The organism is Paraburkholderia sp. J12 (assembly GCF_905220215.1).
Lineage (GTDB): Bacteria > Pseudomonadota > Gammaproteobacteria > Burkholderiales > Burkholderiaceae > Paraburkholderia.
The window spans coordinates 149,284-167,800 of record NZ_CAJMZC010000006.1; the positions used below are offsets into that span (position 1 = coordinate 149,284).

Here is an 18,517-nt window from a genome sequence, read left to right on the forward strand (position 1 = left end):
GGCATGGAGCCATCTCCAGATACGGCTGCGCCGACGGGCGGCAGCGGCGAAGCGCAGGCGCGGGCGATGACCGGCGACGGGCGGCGCATCCGCCAGGCCGTGGTGGTGATCCACGGCATAGGCGAGCAGCGCCCCATGGACACGCTGCGCGGCTTCGTCGATGCGGTGCTCCCCGATAGCCCGGACTACGACACCAAGTACCGCAGCAAACCCGACGCCATGGGCGACCTGCTGGAAACGCGGCGCCTGCAGGCCCCGGCGAAAGAAAGGCAAGGGCGCCCCCAGACGGACTTTTACGAGTACTACTGGGCGCACCACATGGAAGGCTCGAAATACAGCCATGTGTTCAGATGGATGCTGTGGCTTCTGTTTCGGCGCCCCTCGGCCATTCCGGGCGCGCTGCGGCCAGCGTGGTTCACGAGTTGGGGCTTGCTGGTGTTTGCGATCGTTCTGCTCGTTGCGGGGTCCTGGGTCGATGCCACGTCGGGCTCGCATCTGTTCGACTGGGTGGGCAAGTGGATTTTCGCGGGTGGCGTGCTCACGTTCATTCTGCAGTCGATTGCCTCTTACATCGTGCTCGGTTATGTGGCGGACGCCGCGCGTTACCTCACGCCCAATCCGGGCAACATCGAGGCGAGAAACAAGATCCGCAGCGAAGGCATCAAGCTCGTTCGCTCGCTGCACGAGTCGGGCAAATATAGTCGCATCGTCATCGTGGGGCATAGTCTTGGTTCGGTGATCGGCTTCGATATCATCCGCAACCTGTGGGGCGACCTGCGGCAGCCGGAAACGCCCCATCCGCAAAAGCAGCCTGAGTTGAAGTCCTTCGAAGAGGCGGCTGGGCGGCTCGATGCAGCGCAGCCTACGCCCACGGAGATCGAGGCGTTTCAGCAAGCGCAGCACCGGTTATGGTCGGAGTTTCGCGCGGTTGGCGTGCCGTGGCTCGTGACCGATTTCGTCACGCTCGGCTCGCCATTGACGCATGCCCAGCTCCTCATGGCCGACAACGAAGCGGACTTCCTGCGCAGGAAGGCGCAGCACGAATATCCGTGCTGCCCGCCGGGCGACAACGACACGCTGGGCTACGAAACGCGCTACCGTATCCAGCAGGGCGGCGAAACGCTCATACGCAGCGTGCGGGTCGCGCATCATGGCGCTCCGTTCTGCTGTACCCGCTGGACGAATCTGTATTTTCCCTATCGGCGTTTGATCTTTGGGGATCTGATCGGCGGGCCGCTCAATGGCGTGCTGGGCAACGGTATCCGCGATATTAGCGTGGTGCCGTCAACGGGCAGGCGTCTCGACGGCACGCTGCTTTCGCACGTGCGCTACTGGACCCCAGGCGAGACGGTCCAGCGCGCGGCAGCGCGCAGCGACAGCAAGCCGTCGCTGGAAGCGCTGCGCTCGGCATTGAGACTGGAATTTCTGCGCCGCAAGCGTGCGCGTGCGAACACTGACGCTGCGCCATGATTGCGGTATTACGCAACCCGATATCCGTCGTCCGCCGGCAACACCGCGCCTGTGATGAACGATGCCGCTGGCGAGCCGCCACGCCAGATGATCAGACGCATGGTTAGCCGTTTCGCTGGTGGTGTCGAGCGCGGACGGGACCGGTGTGCGGCCTTGCCAGGCACGATGGAGGCAAACGGTAAACCTGATTGAGTAGTATTGCGAAGTATCCGTTCGAAGACCGCGTGAACGGTGTGGCGAGCCGAGGTCGATATGGAACATGACGTGCCGGTTGCGTTTCGCTGCGCCCGCAGCCAGTCGGCTGTGCTGGTTTTATGGCTCGTCGCCCGGCGAAGCGGCGTCATCGTCGGGCGAGGGGAAGTGAATCGTGCGCCGTATCGCGTTTGGCAGGCACAAAAGAAAAGCGCGCCGGAGGACAGCCTCCGGCGCTGAAGGTTGGCTCTGCGTGTGGTCCCTGACTGCAATTACATGGGACAGGGTATGGCCCGTGGCCGCGGGGGCAAGTCGATCGTCCCGTTGCCTCGTTCCATGACTGCTATAACGGCACATGCTGCTCAAGGTTGAGTGCGGAAAATACGGATTCTTTTCTGCACGCCGATGCCGCGTTGTTGGCGCTGTACTGCCGGTCGAGGCGGTATTGGTCCCCTCTTTCACGATGGCGGCGATCGTCATTGAGGCGCCACTCTCCAACGGAATTCGTGGCAGGAAATCTAAAGCGCGCGTAGTGCGGGCGTGTCCGTCCCATCTAACGGATCTTCATCGGCTGCGATTGACCGCTTTATCGGCGGGTACGGCTGCTTTCGTTGCCAGCCGTTCGGGACCGCCGCCACGCGTGACCGACTCAAGATGCGAACTGCATATGCCGTAATTGAGAGTATGGGTTGAGAGAATTTTCCGGACGGCATTGACCAGGGCTTCGAAAGGACTTTGTATGACAATCAGGTTAAAACTCCGAATTTTGATATTCGTTACGTTGATCGCTATCGGGGGTGGCATCGTTGTGACGGCATTCGGATTCGACTCTGTGAACGAGGCGCAGGCGGCCTCGCATCGCCGGGAGAAGCAAGTGCGCGGGCTGACGGAAATCAAGGCGAGCGCGCTATCGACGATCGAGCTTGATCCCACTTCCGGCGATACGCAAAAGATCTTTTCCGACGCGGAACGCAATATCGACAAATGGTCGGAGATCATTGCACCGCTGTTCAATTCCGCCGAACAACAGGCACGACTCGCATCATTGCGCGCCCGCTGGAATGCGTATGACCAGAAGTCACGCCAGTTGATGGAACTGGCCGCCCGGGATCCCAAGGCAGCCAACGATCAGGTTGCCGTTCTTTACCATTCCGACTTTCAGCCGCTTGATGCGTCGATCGAGACGATCATCGCGGAAGCGGGGAGTCGCGGCGAGCAAGCTGCGCAACGCGCCGATCGCATCAGCACGAATGCGGTCACGACGGTGATCACGGTGTTGGTGGTTGCGGTGGCAATCGTCGTCGCATGGACTCTCCTGCTGTCCCGCTCGATCCAGAGGGCACTGGCCGGCATTCAGGGTACGCTGCAGCAGGCGAGCGAATCACTCGACCTGACGAGTCGTGCGCCGGTTCAGGGAAAGGACGAGGTCAGCCAGGCGGCGGGTGCCTTCAATCATCTGATGGGGCGGATTACCGAGGCTATGATCGCTGTGCGGGACTCGGCTGAAGCGGTGAGCACGGCTTCGAGGCAGATTGCCGCGGGTAATATCGATCTGTCGAGCCGCACGGAAGAGCAGGCCGCTTCGCTTCAGCAGACGGCTGCCAGTATGGAGGAGCTCACCGGTACGGTGCGGCAGAATGCGGAGAACGCCCGGCAAGCCAATGGACTGGCGCAATCGTCCGCCGCAATCGCAGTCAGAGGGGGCGATGTGGTGGGCGAAGTCGTCGCGACCATGGGGGAAATCAATGCGAGCTCGGGAAAGATTGCCGACATCATCAGCGTGATCGACGGTATTGCTTTTCAGACCAATATTCTCGCGCTCAATGCCGCGGTGGAAGCCGCACGCGCAGGAGAACAAGGTCGAGGTTTCGCGGTGGTCGCGACCGAAGTGCGTACGTTGGCGCAACGCTCGGCCGCAGCCGCAAAGGAAATCAAAATACTGATTGAAAATTCCGTGGTCAAGATCGAAACAGGGAAGGCCTTGGTCGATCGGGCAGGCAGCACCATAGCGGAGGTCGTGACCAGTATCAAACGGGTGACGGACATCGTAGGCGAGATCTCGGCGGCGTCGGACGAGCAGAGCAAGGGAATCGATCAGGTTGGGCAAGCGGTCGCCCAGATGGACGAAGTGACCCAGAAAAATGCAGCTCTAGTGGAGCAGGCCGCAGCCGCGGCGCAGTCGCTGGACGATCAGGCGAAGAAGCTGCATACCGGCGTTGGCATTTTCAGGCTGTAAGTTCGACGCGCTCCTGGCGCATCGAAACCGATAGCGTCGTCACAGAAAAGTTGTGCAAGCCACTGATCTATTTGGGTGAGGCGACAACTTTTCTGAGGGACCGCAAGCGCAGCGACTGTGGGTCGCTACCCCAAGTTGTCAATCGAAGCGTCAACGCGTCTTCCGAAATTATTTATCTTCCGCGAATTGGCTACGCCGATCGAGCACTAGCCCCCCCGTCGTTACGATGCGCGCCGTTTCCTCGAGGTGATGGCGCAACAGCGCCACGGCCCGTTCGGTATCGCGCGCGAGCGTGGCCTCGAGCAGTTCGCGGTGCTCTTCTTCGATGTCCCGCTTCCCGTCGATGACCGCCGACGCAGCCCAGCGGCGGTACAGGTCCGTCGATTGCGCGAGCATTGCCGCAACGCGCAGCATCGCATCGCAGCCGCAGCCGGCCAGGAGGGTCTGATGGAACGACCAGTGCGCCACGCGCCATTCTTCGTTGAATTCAAGCTTGCCGGGTTTCGACTCACGCGGAGTGCGCAGCATGCGGTGATGGGCTGCAAGGAGTGACTCCTCCCAGAGCAGGTCGCCGCGCTCGATTGCAAGGCGGAGTGCGAGTGTCTCCGTTGCGATCCGTAATTGAGTGAGATCGCTGAATTCACGCAGATCCAGGCGCGGAATGAAGAAACCGCGGTTCGTACGCGATTCCACCAGATGCTCACCGGTCAGGCGGGTAAGCGCCTCCCGCACCACGGTCGTGCTGGTGTCGAAGCGCGTCGCGAGCGCCGCCGGCGCGAGGCGATGCTCCGGCGGCCACTCGCCATCGAGGATGGCGTGGCGAATGCGCTGGAGCACGGCCGATTGCGCGGCCGATTCTTGGGTAGGGTTAGCCATGCCGGAAATTATATCACTCTCAAAAGAATATATTCTTTGTTGACATGTGCATTGTCGCGGGGATAGTATTCGCCCATCTCGCCGGAGCCGGCTGCGCTCTCTGCCGCAGCTGCCGCTTAACCGGAGCGAGTCCAAAAAGGAGACGCCTACGTGACACTCGCCCTTTGCTGTCTTTCCCACTCGCCGCTCTACGGGGTGATCGATCCGGGCAAGGCGGTCTTCGATGAAATCAACCGGTCGCTCGGGACGTTACGTGATTTCGCCACACGTTTCGACCCCGAACTTGCGATCGTGTTCGGGCCAGATCACTTCAACGGCGTCTTCTACGACATGATGCCGGCTTTTTGTATCGGCGCCTCCGCACACTCGATCGGTGATTGGGGCACAACGCCCGGCCCGCTCAACGTGGACGCCGATGCCGCGCACCGGCTGACTGGTGCTGTGCTGGAAGCCGGCGTCGACGTGGCGCAATCCGAACGGTTCTCCATCGATCATGGCATCGCGCAGCCACTCGAATTTCTGTTCGGCGATCTCACGCGCGTGCCGGTCGTGCCTGTGTTTATCAACGCGGTGGGGCTGCCGCTAGGGCCGATGCAGCGCATACGACTGTTGGGCGAAGCCATCGGACGAGAGGTGGCGCGTTGGAACAAGCGCGTGCTGCTGATCGGTTCGGGCGGACTTTCGCACGATCCGCCGGTGCCGCGCCTCGCCGAGTCGTCGAGCGAGGTGCGAGAGCGGCTGCTGGGCGGCGGCCGCGTCCTGAGTCCCGAGGCGCGCGAGGCACGGCAGCGCCGCGTGATTGACTCGGCCCGTGCGTACGCGCTCGGCGAGGCGACCCAACTGCCTGTCAACCCCGAGTTCGATCGGCTCACGCTCGACACGCTTGCCTCGCGCCGACTGAATGAGATGGACGGCTGGAAGAACGATTGGATCGAGCAGACTGGTGGCCACTCGGCGCATGAGATCCGGACCTGGCTCGCGTCGTTTGCGGCACTGGGCGCGTGCGGGCCCTACGAACTGTTCCATCGCGAATACTGGGCGATCAAAGAGTGGAACACCGGTTTCGCCACCGTTGGCGCGGTGCTTCAGTCTTGAATACAAGAGGAATCACGTCCCGCAGCGAGACGAATTTACCCGCCCATTTCTTCGGCAACGGCTTGTTACTCATGGCGTGGTCAATTGCCATGCCCGGCCCGTCGCGATGAGGCAAGGGCGCCACACAGCGCTCGCGGTCATCTAGCGAAGCACGCTTTTCTCACTTTTTTAATGCGGCAGCGGTTCGCAGGGGCGTGCTCCGCCATCGCACTCGGAGCGCTCCGCCCAAATCGAAGGGAAATCATGAAGCTCATCAGTTATGAAGTGTCAGGCCAGCCGACGTTTGGCGCCGTCGTCGGCGATGGTGTGGTCGATCTGCGAGTCGCGCTGGAAAACCGCTATGCGGATCTGCGCGATCTCCTGGAACAAAACGGCGTCGAAGCGGCGCGCCGCGCCGTCAAAGATAGCAAGCCCACTCATCGCCTCGCGGACATCCGCTTTCTGCCCGTGATTCCAAACCCCGGCAAGATCTGGTGCTGCGGCCTGAACTATCATGATCATGTAGTCGAAACGCAGCGCGAAGTGCCGGAAAAGCCGATGTTTTTCCTGCGCGTGGCGGACTCGCAGGTCGGCCACGGCGAGCCGATGCTGCGTCCGCCGGAGTCCACGCAATTCGACTATGAGGCGGAAATCGCCGTGGTGATCGGCAAGCCGGGGCGCCGGATTGCCCGGGCCGACGCGGCCGCGCATATTGCAGGTTATACCTGCTACAACGACGGCAGTCTGCGCGACTGGCAACGTCACACAAGCCAATGGGCGCCGGGCAAGAACTTCGCGCGGACGGGAGCGTTCGGCCCCTGGCTCGTCACCGCCGACGAGATCCCCTTCGACAGCGATCTCACGCTCACGACGCGCCTGAACGGCGTGGAACTTCAGCGCGCGACCACCTCGATGATGATTCACAGCATCGCGAGCCAGATCGAATATCTCTCGACCATCGTGCCGTTGTGCGCTGGCGACGTGATAGTGACAGGGACACCCGGCGGTGTGGGCGCGAAGCGCAATCCGCCAGTGTGGATGAAGCCGGGCGACGTCTGCGAGGTCGAGATCGAACGCATTGGCACGCTGAGTAATCCGATCGCCGATGAGGTCTGAGCGCCTTCGTTCGTAGCCGGTTCTAAGCGTGACGATCGAAAAAGGAGGAGACATTCTTAAATGAAAAGTTCAACTAAAGAAAAGACGATAGACGGTCCCAAGGACATGGCGAGCGCATCGCTGCGTCGCGGTCCGCTTATCGGCGCGATCACAAACCCGAGATGGGTTCTTCTGGTTCCTTTCCTGCTATTTGTCGGAGCCATTACTGCGGTATCGCCTTCGTTTCTGGGTATCGACAACATTCTGCAGGTGTTGCGGCAGATCTCCGTACCAGGCCTTATCGCGCTGGGCGTTACCTTCGTGGTGATTTGCGGTCGCCTCGATCTTTCAGTCGGTGCGCTGCTGTCACTGACCACCGTCACCGTGATCGGGTTGCATGACCGTTTCGGCCCGCTCGGGGCGATCGCCGCATGCATGGGCGTGGGGCTGGCGGTTGGCGCCGTCAACGGCATTCTGGTTGCCTATTGGCGTCTGAATTCGCTGCTCGTCACGCTTGCGATGATGTCGATCATCATGAGCGTGACCCGGATTGTTACCGGCGGCAAGAGCGCATCGATGAGCACCGACACGGGATGGTTCTCGCAACTCGGGGGAGGGTATGTCTTCGGGATTCCGATCCCGGTCTACATCTTCCTCGGTGCAGCCGTGGTGCTTTCCGTGTTTCTCACCCGCACGACATTCGGGCGTCGTGTCTTCGCTGTCGGGGGCAACGAAACGGCCAGCGAATTTTCGGGCTTTCGTTCAAAGGCAGTCATTTTTGGCGCTTACCTGCTGTCGGGCGCCATGACGGGCGTTGCCGCCGTCATTCTCGGTTCCCGCACTATGGCGGCCCAGCTTGAGATCGGCAGCGGATACGAGATGAACGTGTTTGCGGCGATCATCCTGGGCGGGACAAGCCTCCTCGGCGGCGCCGGCGGCATTTGGCGGACCGTCTGCGGCGTTGCCGTGCTGGGGCTGCTTCAGAACGGCTTGCTGCAGGTTGGTTTGCCTTACTACACGCAATGGCTGGTGACCTGGGCGATCTTGATCGTTGCCGTCTGGGTGGATCTTGCTTCTGGTCGAGGAAGGGTATGGGCATGAATGCGACTTCATTGAGCAATAAAACGTCACCCATGACGAGCACGGCTATCCGGGCTCCCCGTGGCCAGTTCGCTTCTCAGGTGATGCGCCACGCGGTGTGGGTGTTCCTGATCCTCGAAACCGTGGTCTTCAGTGCGTCGTCGCCGCATTTTCTGTCGGTTGCCAACCTGTCCAATATTCTTCTGCAGGGCTCTTTCGTCGGGTTCATTGCGATCGGGCTGACCTTGGTGCTGATCAATGGCACGATCGATCTGACCGTAGGGTCCGTGATCGGTCTGTGCGGCTGCCTTGCTGCAGGGCTCCAGTGGCTTGGCCTGATCCCGGCGCTGGTGCTGACGCTGGGCGCGGGCGCCGGACTGGGCCTGCTCAATGGTCTCATCATTGAGCGAACCGGCGTGAATTCGTTCGTCGTGACGCTGGCGGGCATGATCGGCATCCGGGGCCTTGTGTTTCTTTACGCCGGCAACGACGCGCTGGTGGCCAGGTACGACGTGTTCAGCGAAATCGGGACCATGATGGTCGGGCCGGTCGCGCTCGTGTCCATCGTCTTTCTGGTTCTTCTGGTGGCGTTGCAATGGGTGCTTGCCAAGACCGTGCATGGACGCGAAGCCTATGCGATCGGCGGGAATCGTTCCGCGGCGATCAACGCGGGCGTCCGGGTGTCTCGCCACATCGTCGTCAACTTTGTCATCTCCGGGCTATTGGCCGCTATCTGCGGAATCGCGATGGCCTCGCAACTGGGAGGCGCGACGCCGACCCTGGGTGAGGGTTATGAAATGTGGGCGGTGATCGCCGTAGTGGTTGGCGGTACCCGATTTCAAGGCGGCTCCGGCGATCTATGGGGAACCCTTGGTGGCGTGCTGGCCTTCTCAGTACTGCGAAATGGTATGGATCTGCTTCACGTTCAGCCCTTTTACGTGTCGCTGATCATCGGTTCGAGCCTGATTGTCGTCCTTCTCCTGGACAGGAAAGTCAGTCGCGCATGAAGCCACGGAACCATGGCCTATAGACGATTATCAGGAGACGAAAATGAAATTCTTGCTCGAGTATAGAAGGTGGGCCGCAGCAGCCATTGTTTTGGGAGCCATGGGAATGGCCTCGGTCGCTCAGGCCGATGAACTGCCGGATTGGCTGCAAGGACCGCTAAAAAAGCCGATCAACCAGATCACGATTGGCGTAACCCAGCGGTTCGTCGGCAACAGCAGCTACACATCGATTTATCAGGACGCCTTTCTCGCCGAGGCGAAAGCACTGGGCGTGAAAGTCGTGTATCTCGATGCACAGAACGACGCAATGCGGCAATGGGCGCAGGTGCAGGACTTGATGACCGAAAAGGTGGACGTGATCGTTGTGTGGAACGTCCAGGCCAAGCTCATCGTCCCTTCGCTAAGGGTGGCTTATAAGGCACATATTCCCGTCCTGACTGCCAACAGCCGGGTGGATCCGTCGGGTGAACAATATACCGTCGCGTTCACGGGTCCTGACGACTATTCGCAGGCTCGCCTGGCGGCCGAAAACCTCATCAAGTGCATGGGCGGCAAGGGCAATGTGGTGGGACTCGAGGGCAATCCCGGCAACGGTACGTCGATCGCCCGGCAGAAGGGATTCCTCGATGCCGTGAAGTCTCATCCGGCCATCAAGCTACTCGATGACCAGCCTTACGACTGGGATCTGGCAAAGGCGCAAAACCTGATGGAAGCGTATATCACGCGCTTCGGCGGCAAGATCGACGGCGTCTTCGGTGCGGATGACAACGGCTCGATGGGTGCGCTTTCAACCATTCGCGCGGCGGTGTCGCAAGGGAAGATCAAGCCGCATTCGATTGAGTTGACGAGCGCGACGCTTTACAACTCCGGTTACGAGGCGATCGCACAGGGCGACTATTGCGGTGCAGTGATGCAGTCGCCCATCGACGATGGCAAGAACGCGCTCAAGGTAGCAGTGCAGATTGCCGAGGGCCGACCGGTACCGAAGACAGTCACGCTGAATGCGCCTTTTGTCGGCCGCGACAATTATAAGGAATACCCTGCGCCGGGTTTCTAGCCGGGCAACCCCAGGGCCGCTCGAGCAACGCGGCGGCCACTGGTCAAAATAACTGGATCGACCCGGAGGAGGACAACATGACAGATCAAATCGGCTCGATGGCCACCATCAATGAAGCGGAACTGCTCGAACTGCGTAGCATCGGCAAGAGCTTTCCCGGAGTGCGGGTCCTGAATGGCGTTGATTTCACGCTCCGGGCGGGCGAGGTGCATGCGCTGTGCGGCGAGAATGGAGCAGGGAAATCCACTCTCGTGAAAATTATTGCCGGGTCGCAGCGCCCCGATTCCGGCAAGATGTTTTTTCGTGGCAGCGAAGTGGACTTCTCGGGTCCTCTGGATGCTAAAAACAAGGGCATTCTGCTTATCCATCAGGAGTTGTCCCTGGTTCCGGGACTCAGCGTCGCAGAGAACATCTACCTCGGCAGCATGCCGCGGCATGGTTTCGGTCATGTCGATCGCAAAGCGCTGATGGAGAATACGAACCGGCTGCTGGACGATCTCCGTTGCGATTTTCGGGCATCCGATCCTGTTGGCGAGCTCTCGATTGCGAGGCAGCAACTGGTCGAGATCGCACGCGCCCAGGCCTTCTCCAGCTCCATCGTGATCTTCGACGAGCCTACGGCATCGTTATCGGACCGGGAAACAGAGGCCTTGTTCGAAGTCATCGCGAAGTTGCGCTCTGCCGGGACCGCCATCATCTACATCTCCCACCGTCTGGACGAAGTGTTCGCGCTGTCCGATCGCGTCACCGTCCTGCGAGACGGACGCCTTGGCGGATCCTATCGAACGGCCGACACCAATCGCGACGAGGTTACGCGCGCCATGATAGGGCGATCCGTCGAGAAGTATTTTCCGAAAGTCGACGCGACGCCCGGTTCCGAGGTGCTGCGCGTGGAGGGGCTCGAGGTTGGCGGCTACGTTCGGGACGCAAGTTTTTCGGTGCACCAGAGAGAGATAGTCGGGCTTTACGGTCTCGTCGGTGCAGGGCGCTCGGAGATGATGGAGGCCATCTTTGGGATGCGCAAGCTGTCAGCGGGCCAGATATTCTGGCACCGGGGACCGGTTACGATCGACAGTTGCCGGACCGCCATGGAACTCGGCATCGGCCTTGTCCCGGAGGACCGCAAGCGGCAGGGCCTGGTGCTCGGGATGACCGCGGCCGAGAATCTTTCCCTGACCGTCCTCAACAAGATCCAGTCCTTCTCTTTCATCAGGAAAGACGAGGAAATGTCGCTGTTCGAGCGGTATCGCAAGCGTCTGTCCATCAAGGTTTCGAGCCCGCAGCAGCAGGCATTGACGCTGAGCGGCGGCAATCAGCAGAAGATCGTCATTGCGAAATGGCTGGCGACGGACGCCAGGCTACTCATCCTCGACGAGCCAACGCGGGGCATCGATGTGGGCGCCAAGGCCGAAGTGCACGCGCTCATAGCCGAGCTTGCACAGTCAGGCCTTGCAGTCGTTGTGATCTCCTCCGACATGGAGGAGGTAATCGGCATCAGCCATCGCGTACTCACCATGTATGAAGGCCGGATCAGTGGAGAGTTCGCGGGCGACGACGTTACCGAACAAAACCTGATTGCCGCAATCACAGGCCACGTCTGGTCTGATCGGCCGAACGTAATAGAACCCACCTCGGAGATTTCCCATCATGCAAACGCAAAGTGACAGTCGTTTTCGCACCGTCGCCATCCTGAAAACACGCCCTGAAAATGCGGCTGAGCTGCGCGAGCATCTTCTCGCGCTCGTCGACCCATCGCGTCAGGACGAAGGATGCATTACCTACATTCTTCATGAAGCAATCAATCGTCCCGGCGTTTTTGTGTTCTATGAAGGCTGGGAAGACGAGGCGGCGATCGATGCTCACATTGCAACCGATAAGCTGCAGCGCTTGAAGGAAATTACCGACCGCCTGCTCATCGAGCCGGAGGATATCTACTACATGAACATTCTCAAATGACGTTCATGGCAATGAGTCGATCGAATTTACCGAACCGGAGTTTATAAATGGGTACAGTTGAAGATAAAGTCATCATCGTCACCGGCGCGGCTCGTGGTCTTGGCGCTGCGATCGCGAAGGATCTCGCTGCCGAGGGCGGCAAGCTGGTGATTGCCGATGTAAAGGCCGATCAGGCCGAGCGCGTTGCCGGGGCGATCCGCGACGCGGGCGGCCAGGCGATCGCCGTCGAGGTCGACGTTTCGCGGCGGGATAGCGTTCGAAGCATGATCGAAAAGACCGTCGCGGAGTTCGGGAAACTGGATGTGATTTTCAACAATGCGGGCGTGTCAAAGGTCGTACCGTTCCTTGAAATCGACGACGCCGAGTGGGACCGGACGATGAAGATCAACGCTTTCGGTGTGCTTCTCTGCATGCAGGAAGCCGCTCAGCAGATGATCAAGCAGGGCCATGGCGGCAAGATCATCAACACCAGCTCGATCGGCGGGAAGCAAGGCTATCCCCTCTTCGCGACCTACAACGCGAGCAAGTTCGCGGTCGCAGCATTGACCCAGGCGGGCGCGCGCGCACTTGGCGAGCACAAGATCACCGTCAATTGCTTCGGGCCGGGCATCGTCGCCACGGAAATGTGGGAAGAGCTTGACGTCGAGTTTCGCGAAAAGGGCGTCTTCTCCGAGCCCAACGCCGCCATCAAGGATTACTCCTCGACCATCATCCTCGGGCGCCCGGCCACTCCCACCGATGTCGTCGGCACCACGCGCTTCCTTGCGTCGGCTGCGTCCGACTACATGACCGGCCAGACGGTCATGATTGACGGCGGCATGGTTCTGATCTGACCGGAGCATGGAGTTCCCGCCGTCGTTATCCACCGGTTGCCGGCGTGCGGGCATTCGAGCGTGCCTGACCTGAAAAGACTCAAATGTCATGACCATTGGTGATCTTGTTCCGAACAATATCGCCGTGATTGTTGGAGCCGTGGAGGGCGTCGGCCCGGCGGTTTTACGGAAGACTCATGACGCCCAGGCCGTCGTTCCTGCATTTGAACCCGATCGCTGATGATGTCGAGAAGGAGCGTAGCGCAGTTGAGGTTGGGCTGAAGACTGCTTCATTTTAAATATCGATTCGAGAGGCGCGCAGGAAGCACAAATCTATTGAAAGTTGTTTACCGGGCGGCGTGGAAGACAATTATAGGGTGGAGATAAAAGTAAGGAAAAAATAGCCGCCGGGCTAAATCGCAGCCACAACGCATCTGGATAGACCTGACTGTTTTGCTGGATATGTGATGTCCGTTCGGTATCTTTGGCTACCGAACATAATTAGTAGTATTTATTAATTTACTGAGGTATGGAGGAGACGATGAAAAAATATTTACTCGCCGCTGCGCTGATGTCAACTGGCGTCATTTCGCATGCTCAAAGCAGCGTGACGCTTTATGGTCGCCAGGACGTCGGCGTCGCATATATGAGTGGAATACCTGGCACGACTGGCGGTGGCTCCACGTCTCGAATCAGTCTGGAAAGTGGCGACTGGGGTACCAGCTTCTGGGGCTTGAAGGGCACGGAAGACCTCGGAGGTGGTTTGTCTGCCGTATTTCGTCTGGAAGGTTCGTTCAGCACAGCGACAGGCGCTCTCGGCGCCAATGGCGATATCTGGAATCGGTATGCCACGGTTGGGTTCTCGAGCAACCAGTTTGGTACCTTGTTGTTCGGTCGTGAGCTGACCCTCGACGGCGACGATCTGTGGGCATATGACCCGTTCGCCCAGTCTTCGTGGTCGTCCGGGTCGCTGGTACGTGGCCGAAACTGGCAGGATTCGAGCAACAATATTTCGTATGATTCCCAGAACTACGGGGGCTTCTCGGTGCGCGGCCAGTACTCACTGGGTAACCAGACGAGCTTTAACAATGGCGCGACGGGCAACGGTGGTCAGTTGAACGACGAAGGCCGTTCGGATGCTGTGGAATTGAAGTACAACAACAGCTTCGTCCAGCTCCGTGTCTTGTATGACGAAGTTCGTAATGTGAATGGTGGCCTCGGCGACACGACGAACGGTGTGTGGGGTTCCTCGCGCGAATATATGGCGGGTGGTAACCTGATCCTGGGACCCGTCACCTTGAATGCCATGTATGACGGCCTGCGTAGTTCGGGTATCAACGGCGCCCCGACAGGCATTCCGACGACAGCGAATCAGGAATACGGTGGTGTGACATGGCATGCAACGCCGGCCGCACAGCTGATCGCAGCCGTGTATCACGTCAATGCGAACAACGGCGCCGGCAATGCGACGATCTACACCGTAGGCGGTTCGTACAACCTCTCGAAGCGCACTTTGCTCGACATTCAGGTTGCTACCGTGCGTAACAGCAAAAATGCTGACTTTAGCCTTGAAGCCAACCTGCCGGGCAATGCGGACAATCCGCTTCCGGGCCACAGTCAGAGTGGTGTGTATGCCGGTATTGAACACTCGTTCTGATCGAACCTTGTCGGTATAAGACTCAAGAGAAACTGTGACGATTCATGACAACAGGAGATAATTCAATGAAAGCATTCCAGGCAGTCAAGATCATCAGTGGCACGCTCATCGTACTGGCCTCTCTCAATGCCTATGCACAAAGCAACGATGCGGCGGCGGCTCCCGATGCGACGGCGGCTCCGAGCGCCAAGGCGGTCAGGGCTGCCAACCGGGCGCTGCAACGCAAGGTGCTCAAAGCACTGGCCCGGGCAAAGGGCTTGACCGCTGGCAACATCACGGTCCGTGCACGCGGCGGTGCAGTGACGCTGGAAGGTCGTGTGTCCGATCAGGGGCAAAGCGATATCGCTGGAAAAACCGCTCAAGGCGTACCAGGCGTGACGTCGGTGAAAAATGCACTGGAGATTCGCGAGCAGTAAGCGGGCTATCGGACCGGGCATAGCCCCTGCACGGCAGAGGGTTGTGCCCGCTTAGGGAAACACCGATCAATTCGCGGGCATCGATCTGACGCGCGAGAACGTACCGGATGCCACCACGCTGGTGAAGTTCCGGTGCCTGCTGGCAATTCGACGTCTGATGGTCCCGATGTAGGGATGGCTGGGACACAGAGTGCCGGCGCAGTCGTTCAGCACTTCTCCGGCGCCAGGGTAATAACCTCTTTTGAAAGAGCGAAACATGAAACCATTACGACTGGGTCTCGTCGGTGTGACCCACCCCCATACATCGGGTCGTCTGCTCGCCATGCTCCGGACCGGGCTATTCGAAGCCGTGGGCGGCGCAGATGAATCGGCGGCAGGCGCGGCCTTCTTAAGGCACTTCAATATTCCCCGCAAAACCGCCGACGAGATTCTCGACGACCCGGAGATCGACGTCGTACTCGTTTGCGGATCAAGCCATCGGATGAGCGGCGATTCAGTTCGAGCACTGAAAAGCGGGAAACATGTTCTCGTCGAGAAGCCAGCGGGTCAAACAGTCCTTGATTTGCTCGCGCTTCGCGATGCTGCCGAGCAGTCGGGAAAAGTTTGCCAGGTCGGCTATGGTAAGCGGGTTTCGACTATCGTCGCCACGGCCATCGACATCATCAAATCCGGCATATTGGGTCGAGTGATCAACGCGAGGTTCCACAGTGGATGCTCGTTCGACGAAGCTGCATCGGATTTCGCCAATGCACCAGGCGAGCTTGGCGGGGCTTTCTGGATCATCGGCGGTCATTTTGTGGACGTGGTGCTATGCGCGTTCGGTGTCCCTGTCGCGGTCAACGCACGAGCACCTAAATTCCAGGGCTTCAAGGAGGCGAGGTTCCGGGAAGACGCCGTCAGTGCGACTCTCAGTTATGAGGACTATGTCGTGTCCCTCGACTTCAATTCGTGGGATCCGTTCCCCTGGAACGAAAGCTGGACAATTTCTGCATATGGGACTAACGGCGAACTGCACGCGTCATTGCTGCCCGCGAAGCTGGAGATCAACCTTGTGGAAGGTCGTGCCGGCTATCCAGCCGGGCGGCATGTGCCGTTCGAGGCAAAGACCAACGTGGCATGGTCTGGTGAGAGAACGGAGTATTCCCCAGAGATTCGGGTGGTTAATAACACCGAACAATTCGATATCGAGATTAAAGGATTTATCGATTCCATTCGGGGAGACCAGACATGCACGGCAAAGGCGGGCGACGCGCTGAACGTCGCGCGTGTCATCCAGGCGTGTTTCGATTCTTCAAGTCGGCATGGCGCGGAGGTCTGTATTACCCCGTGTGAACGTTGAAGGGGCTTCAATGCCTGTCGCTTACGTCGTGAAAGTCGAACGGGTCCTCGTCGACTTTTGGGCCGCTCTTGAAGAAGCCCCGGCGAATCGTAAGCAAATATAGGGAGTCCTCCATAAAAGCAATGCGTGCCGTCACGTCGTGATGATTCGATGCCGGTGCGCCTTGTGCAGCGATATTGTCTGAGCCCGGCCAACTTCACCTGTCTGTGATTGTCCTCGGTGGGCGAGGCAGATTTCCCCATGCTCTCGAAATCCTCATTGCGACCCGCGCGGATCGTTCGCTGAGTCTCGTGACCGACTCATGCCGTCCCGGGCTTTCGGGAGCCGATTCCTGAAATATCGCTAAGACAAAAAATACGCGATAATTTTCAGATTGTCGATAGCGTATTGCACGGATGGTCGACCTCTTCAGCTATTGGCAATCTTCAACCTGCGGCCTCATCAAGAGGATTCAGCCTGCCCGAATGGTTCTGCGGATGTTGGGCTGGTCGCGAATGGAATCATGAATGCGCCGACGCCTATCCTCTACAGGTCTATCGGACACGCAAGCACGCTGGGACGTTACGGCCACCGGGCCGGAGCCCGGGTTGGGTGCCTGGCGATATGTTTCTGACGTTTTGACGGGAATAGGTGGAATGAGAAATGCGGGCTGAAACAGCTTGTCAGTTTCGGCAATGCTTCGCTCAAAAAACGGCTATCCAAGGTCGGATGACAGGCGGTAACACAACGAGGAGCAAGACATGTTTTCCGGACAGCAGCTGGACATGGTGAGGCCGGCTCAGCGGCCTCGCGAGCTAAGAAAAGTGCTTTTCTCCTGCTTCCTGGGAAGCACGGTCGAATATTATGATCTGCTCCTCTATTACGCGGCGGCGGCACTCATTCTCGGCAAGATATTCTTTTCGGGTCTCTCACCCGCCGAGGCTTCCCTCGCCGCCATGGCGACGCTGACACTGGGCTATCTCGGTCGCCCGATCGGAGGGGTGTTTTTTGGTCACTTCGGCGACAAATATGGCCGCAAAAAAGTGCTGGTCGTTACGCTCGCTACGATGGGTGCAGCCACAGGCCTGATTGGCTGCATTCCCGAACCTGCCCATATCGGTATCTGGGCACCCGTCACGCTGATTTTCCTGCGCGTGGTGCAAGGCTTCTCCGCAGGCGGAGAATGGGGCGGGGCCGCTCTCATGGCCTATGAGCATGCTCCGAAGAAGCACCGGGTATTTGCAGCCAGTTTCTCGTCCGCAGGCGCTCCCGCCGGAACGATGGTGGCCACCGGCGTATTGGGAGCTTGCGCGCTCATGCCCACGCCCCAGTTTGAAAGCTGGGGCTGGCGTATCCCCTTTCTCATGAGTTTTCTTCTTATCGGCCTGGGTCTCTGGGTCAGGCTATCGGTTCACGAGTCTCCGCTTTTCCTGATGGAGCGCGAGCGCCAGGAGAAGAGCAAGACCGAGGTGAAGACGCCTTTGGTCGAGATCTTGAAGCATCCTCGCAATCTGATCCTTTCGACAATCGCCTTGGCTTCTTTCCTGACCTATTCGACGTTGTCGAACGCGATCGGGCTGTCCTATGCGCATTCGTTGAATATTTCGGTTTCGACGATCCTGTCGATCCAGTCGGTCAGCGCGTTGTCCTCGATGATCGCCCAACTCGTGTCGGGGTCTCTCTCCGACAGGATCGGCTATCGCAAGGTCATGGGCTTCGGTTTGATCCTGGGCGCCTTATTTGCCTATCCGTTCATGCTATTGATCGGGACCGGGAATACGACCTGCATTCTCGTTGCCTATCTGATCATGTACATTTTCGTTCTTTCGCCGCTCAATGGCCCAGCGCCAGGTTATCTCGCGCAGCTGTTCCAGACCGGGTCGCGCTACACCGGCTCATCATTGGGGTTTCAGCTCGGCACGATGATTGGTGCCGGCCTCGCGCCGATCGCGCTTGCGTCGATGATGCACCTCACAGGCAACGGCGTTCTGTATGTCTCGACCATCGTGGCGGTTTTCGGGCTCGCCGGTTTTATCTGTTTCGTCGTCTCCTCGCGGCCAGGTGTGACGGAAGCCGTTAGCGTCCAGATGGATTCCGACCTTGAAGCGTTCAGTGCCCGCAATTCTTCCAGTGTGCCGTCGGACTCTGCATCGACCTTTGGCTCGGAGACGACCGAGCGCTCGCCGCGGCCCTCCGCATCGACTTAATCGATTCAATGAATAGGTTAACTAAGCTTTTCGCCAGTCAGGTAACGTAATGCTGCCGTCGATG

17 protein-coding genes and 1 pseudogene are annotated in these 18,517 nt (G+C 59.2%); 17 read left to right on the forward strand and 1 reads right to left on the reverse strand.

The annotated features are described in order from the left end of the window. Positions 1-3 precede the first annotated feature (3 nt). From U5760_RS15660 to U5760_RS15670, 3 genes are all read left to right on the forward strand, one after another. The gene (locus U5760_RS15660) at positions 4-1,470 is read left to right on the forward strand and encodes a hypothetical protein (protein WP_322012997.1); all 1,467 of its coding nucleotides are present in this window, start codon (positions 4-6) and stop codon (positions 1,468-1,470) included. Between the two features lie 252 nt (positions 1,471-1,722). Next, the gene (locus U5760_RS15665; protein ID WP_322012998.1) at positions 1,723-1,902 is read left to right on the forward strand and encodes a hypothetical protein; all 180 of its coding nucleotides are present in this window, start codon (positions 1,723-1,725) and stop codon (positions 1,900-1,902) included. Positions 1,903-2,401: 499 nt separating this feature from the next. Next, complete coding sequence (locus U5760_RS15670) at positions 2,402-3,898, forward strand: methyl-accepting chemotaxis protein (RefSeq protein WP_322012999.1); 1,497 nt, start codon at positions 2,402-2,404, stop codon at positions 3,896-3,898. Between the two features lie 168 nt (positions 3,899-4,066). On the opposite strand, the gene U5760_RS15675 is transcribed toward U5760_RS15670, so the two are convergent. Then, on the reverse strand, positions 4,067-4,774 hold the full coding sequence (locus tag U5760_RS15675; protein ID WP_322013001.1) for a GntR family transcriptional regulator: 708 nt from the start codon (positions 4,772-4,774) through the stop codon (positions 4,067-4,069). Between the two features lie 150 nt (positions 4,775-4,924). Here U5760_RS15675 and U5760_RS15680 point away from each other — a divergent pair, with 150 nt between their 5' ends. From U5760_RS15680 to U5760_RS15745, 14 genes and pseudogenes are all read left to right on the forward strand, one after another. Continuing rightward, positions 4,925-5,869, forward strand: a complete 945-nt coding sequence (locus U5760_RS15680; RefSeq protein ID WP_322013002.1) for a 3-carboxyethylcatechol 2,3-dioxygenase — start codon at positions 4,925-4,927, stop codon at positions 5,867-5,869. Positions 5,870-6,112: 243 nt separating this feature from the next. Further along, a complete protein-coding gene (locus U5760_RS15685) occupies positions 6,113-6,964 on the forward strand; it encodes a fumarylacetoacetate hydrolase family protein (protein WP_322013252.1) in 852 nt (283 codons plus the stop codon). Positions 6,965-7,024: 60 nt separating this feature from the next. After that, positions 7,025-8,044 carry an ABC transporter permease gene (locus U5760_RS15690; protein WP_322013003.1) on the forward strand — a complete coding sequence of 340 codons (1,020 nt, stop codon included), beginning with the start codon at positions 7,025-7,027 and terminating at the stop codon, positions 8,042-8,044. Next, positions 8,041-9,030: an ABC transporter permease gene (locus U5760_RS15695; protein ID WP_322013005.1), complete on the forward strand. Its 990-nt coding sequence runs from the start codon at positions 8,041-8,043 to the stop codon at positions 9,028-9,030. Before U5760_RS15690 ends, U5760_RS15695 begins: the two co-directional genes overlap by 4 nt. 43 nt (positions 9,031-9,073) lie before the next feature. Beyond that, a complete protein-coding gene (locus tag U5760_RS15700) occupies positions 9,074-10,087 on the forward strand; it encodes a sugar ABC transporter substrate-binding protein (RefSeq protein ID WP_322013007.1) in 1,014 nt (337 codons plus the stop codon). Between the two features lie 77 nt (positions 10,088-10,164). Then, entirely contained in the window at positions 10,165-11,751 is a 1,587-nt protein-coding gene (locus tag U5760_RS15705) for a sugar ABC transporter ATP-binding protein (protein ID WP_322013009.1), read from the forward strand. Beyond that, positions 11,735-12,043 carry a putative quinol monooxygenase gene (locus tag U5760_RS15710; protein WP_322013011.1) on the forward strand — a complete coding sequence of 103 codons (309 nt, stop codon included), beginning with the start codon at positions 11,735-11,737 and terminating at the stop codon, positions 12,041-12,043. Before U5760_RS15705 ends, U5760_RS15710 begins: the two co-directional genes overlap by 17 nt. 47 nt (positions 12,044-12,090) lie before the next feature. Beyond that, positions 12,091-12,876: a glucose 1-dehydrogenase gene (locus U5760_RS15715; RefSeq protein WP_322013012.1), complete on the forward strand. Its 786-nt coding sequence runs from the start codon at positions 12,091-12,093 to the stop codon at positions 12,874-12,876. 88 nt (positions 12,877-12,964) lie between these two features. Then, complete coding sequence (locus U5760_RS15720) at positions 12,965-13,096, forward strand: hypothetical protein (protein WP_322013014.1); 132 nt, start codon at positions 12,965-12,967, stop codon at positions 13,094-13,096. A gap of 300 nt (positions 13,097-13,396) precedes the next feature. Next, on the forward strand, positions 13,397-14,512 hold the full coding sequence (locus U5760_RS15725; RefSeq protein ID WP_322013015.1) for a porin: 1,116 nt from the start codon (positions 13,397-13,399) through the stop codon (positions 14,510-14,512). A gap of 65 nt (positions 14,513-14,577) precedes the next feature. Next, the gene (locus U5760_RS15730) at positions 14,578-14,928 is read left to right on the forward strand and encodes a BON domain-containing protein (protein WP_322013016.1); all 351 of its coding nucleotides are present in this window, start codon (positions 14,578-14,580) and stop codon (positions 14,926-14,928) included. A 70-nt stretch (positions 14,929-14,998) separates the two neighbouring features. Next, a pseudogene (locus tag U5760_RS15735) lies at positions 14,999-15,085 on the forward strand (transposase); the annotation flags it as partial. 99 nt (positions 15,086-15,184) lie between these two features. After that, positions 15,185-16,267 carry a Gfo/Idh/MocA family oxidoreductase gene (locus U5760_RS15740; RefSeq protein ID WP_322013018.1) on the forward strand — a complete coding sequence of 361 codons (1,083 nt, stop codon included), beginning with the start codon at positions 15,185-15,187 and terminating at the stop codon, positions 16,265-16,267. 740 nt (positions 16,268-17,007) lie between these two features. After that, a complete protein-coding gene (locus U5760_RS15745) occupies positions 17,008-18,453 on the forward strand; it encodes an MFS transporter (RefSeq protein ID WP_322013019.1) in 1,446 nt (481 codons plus the stop codon). Positions 18,454-18,517 lie beyond the last annotated feature (64 nt).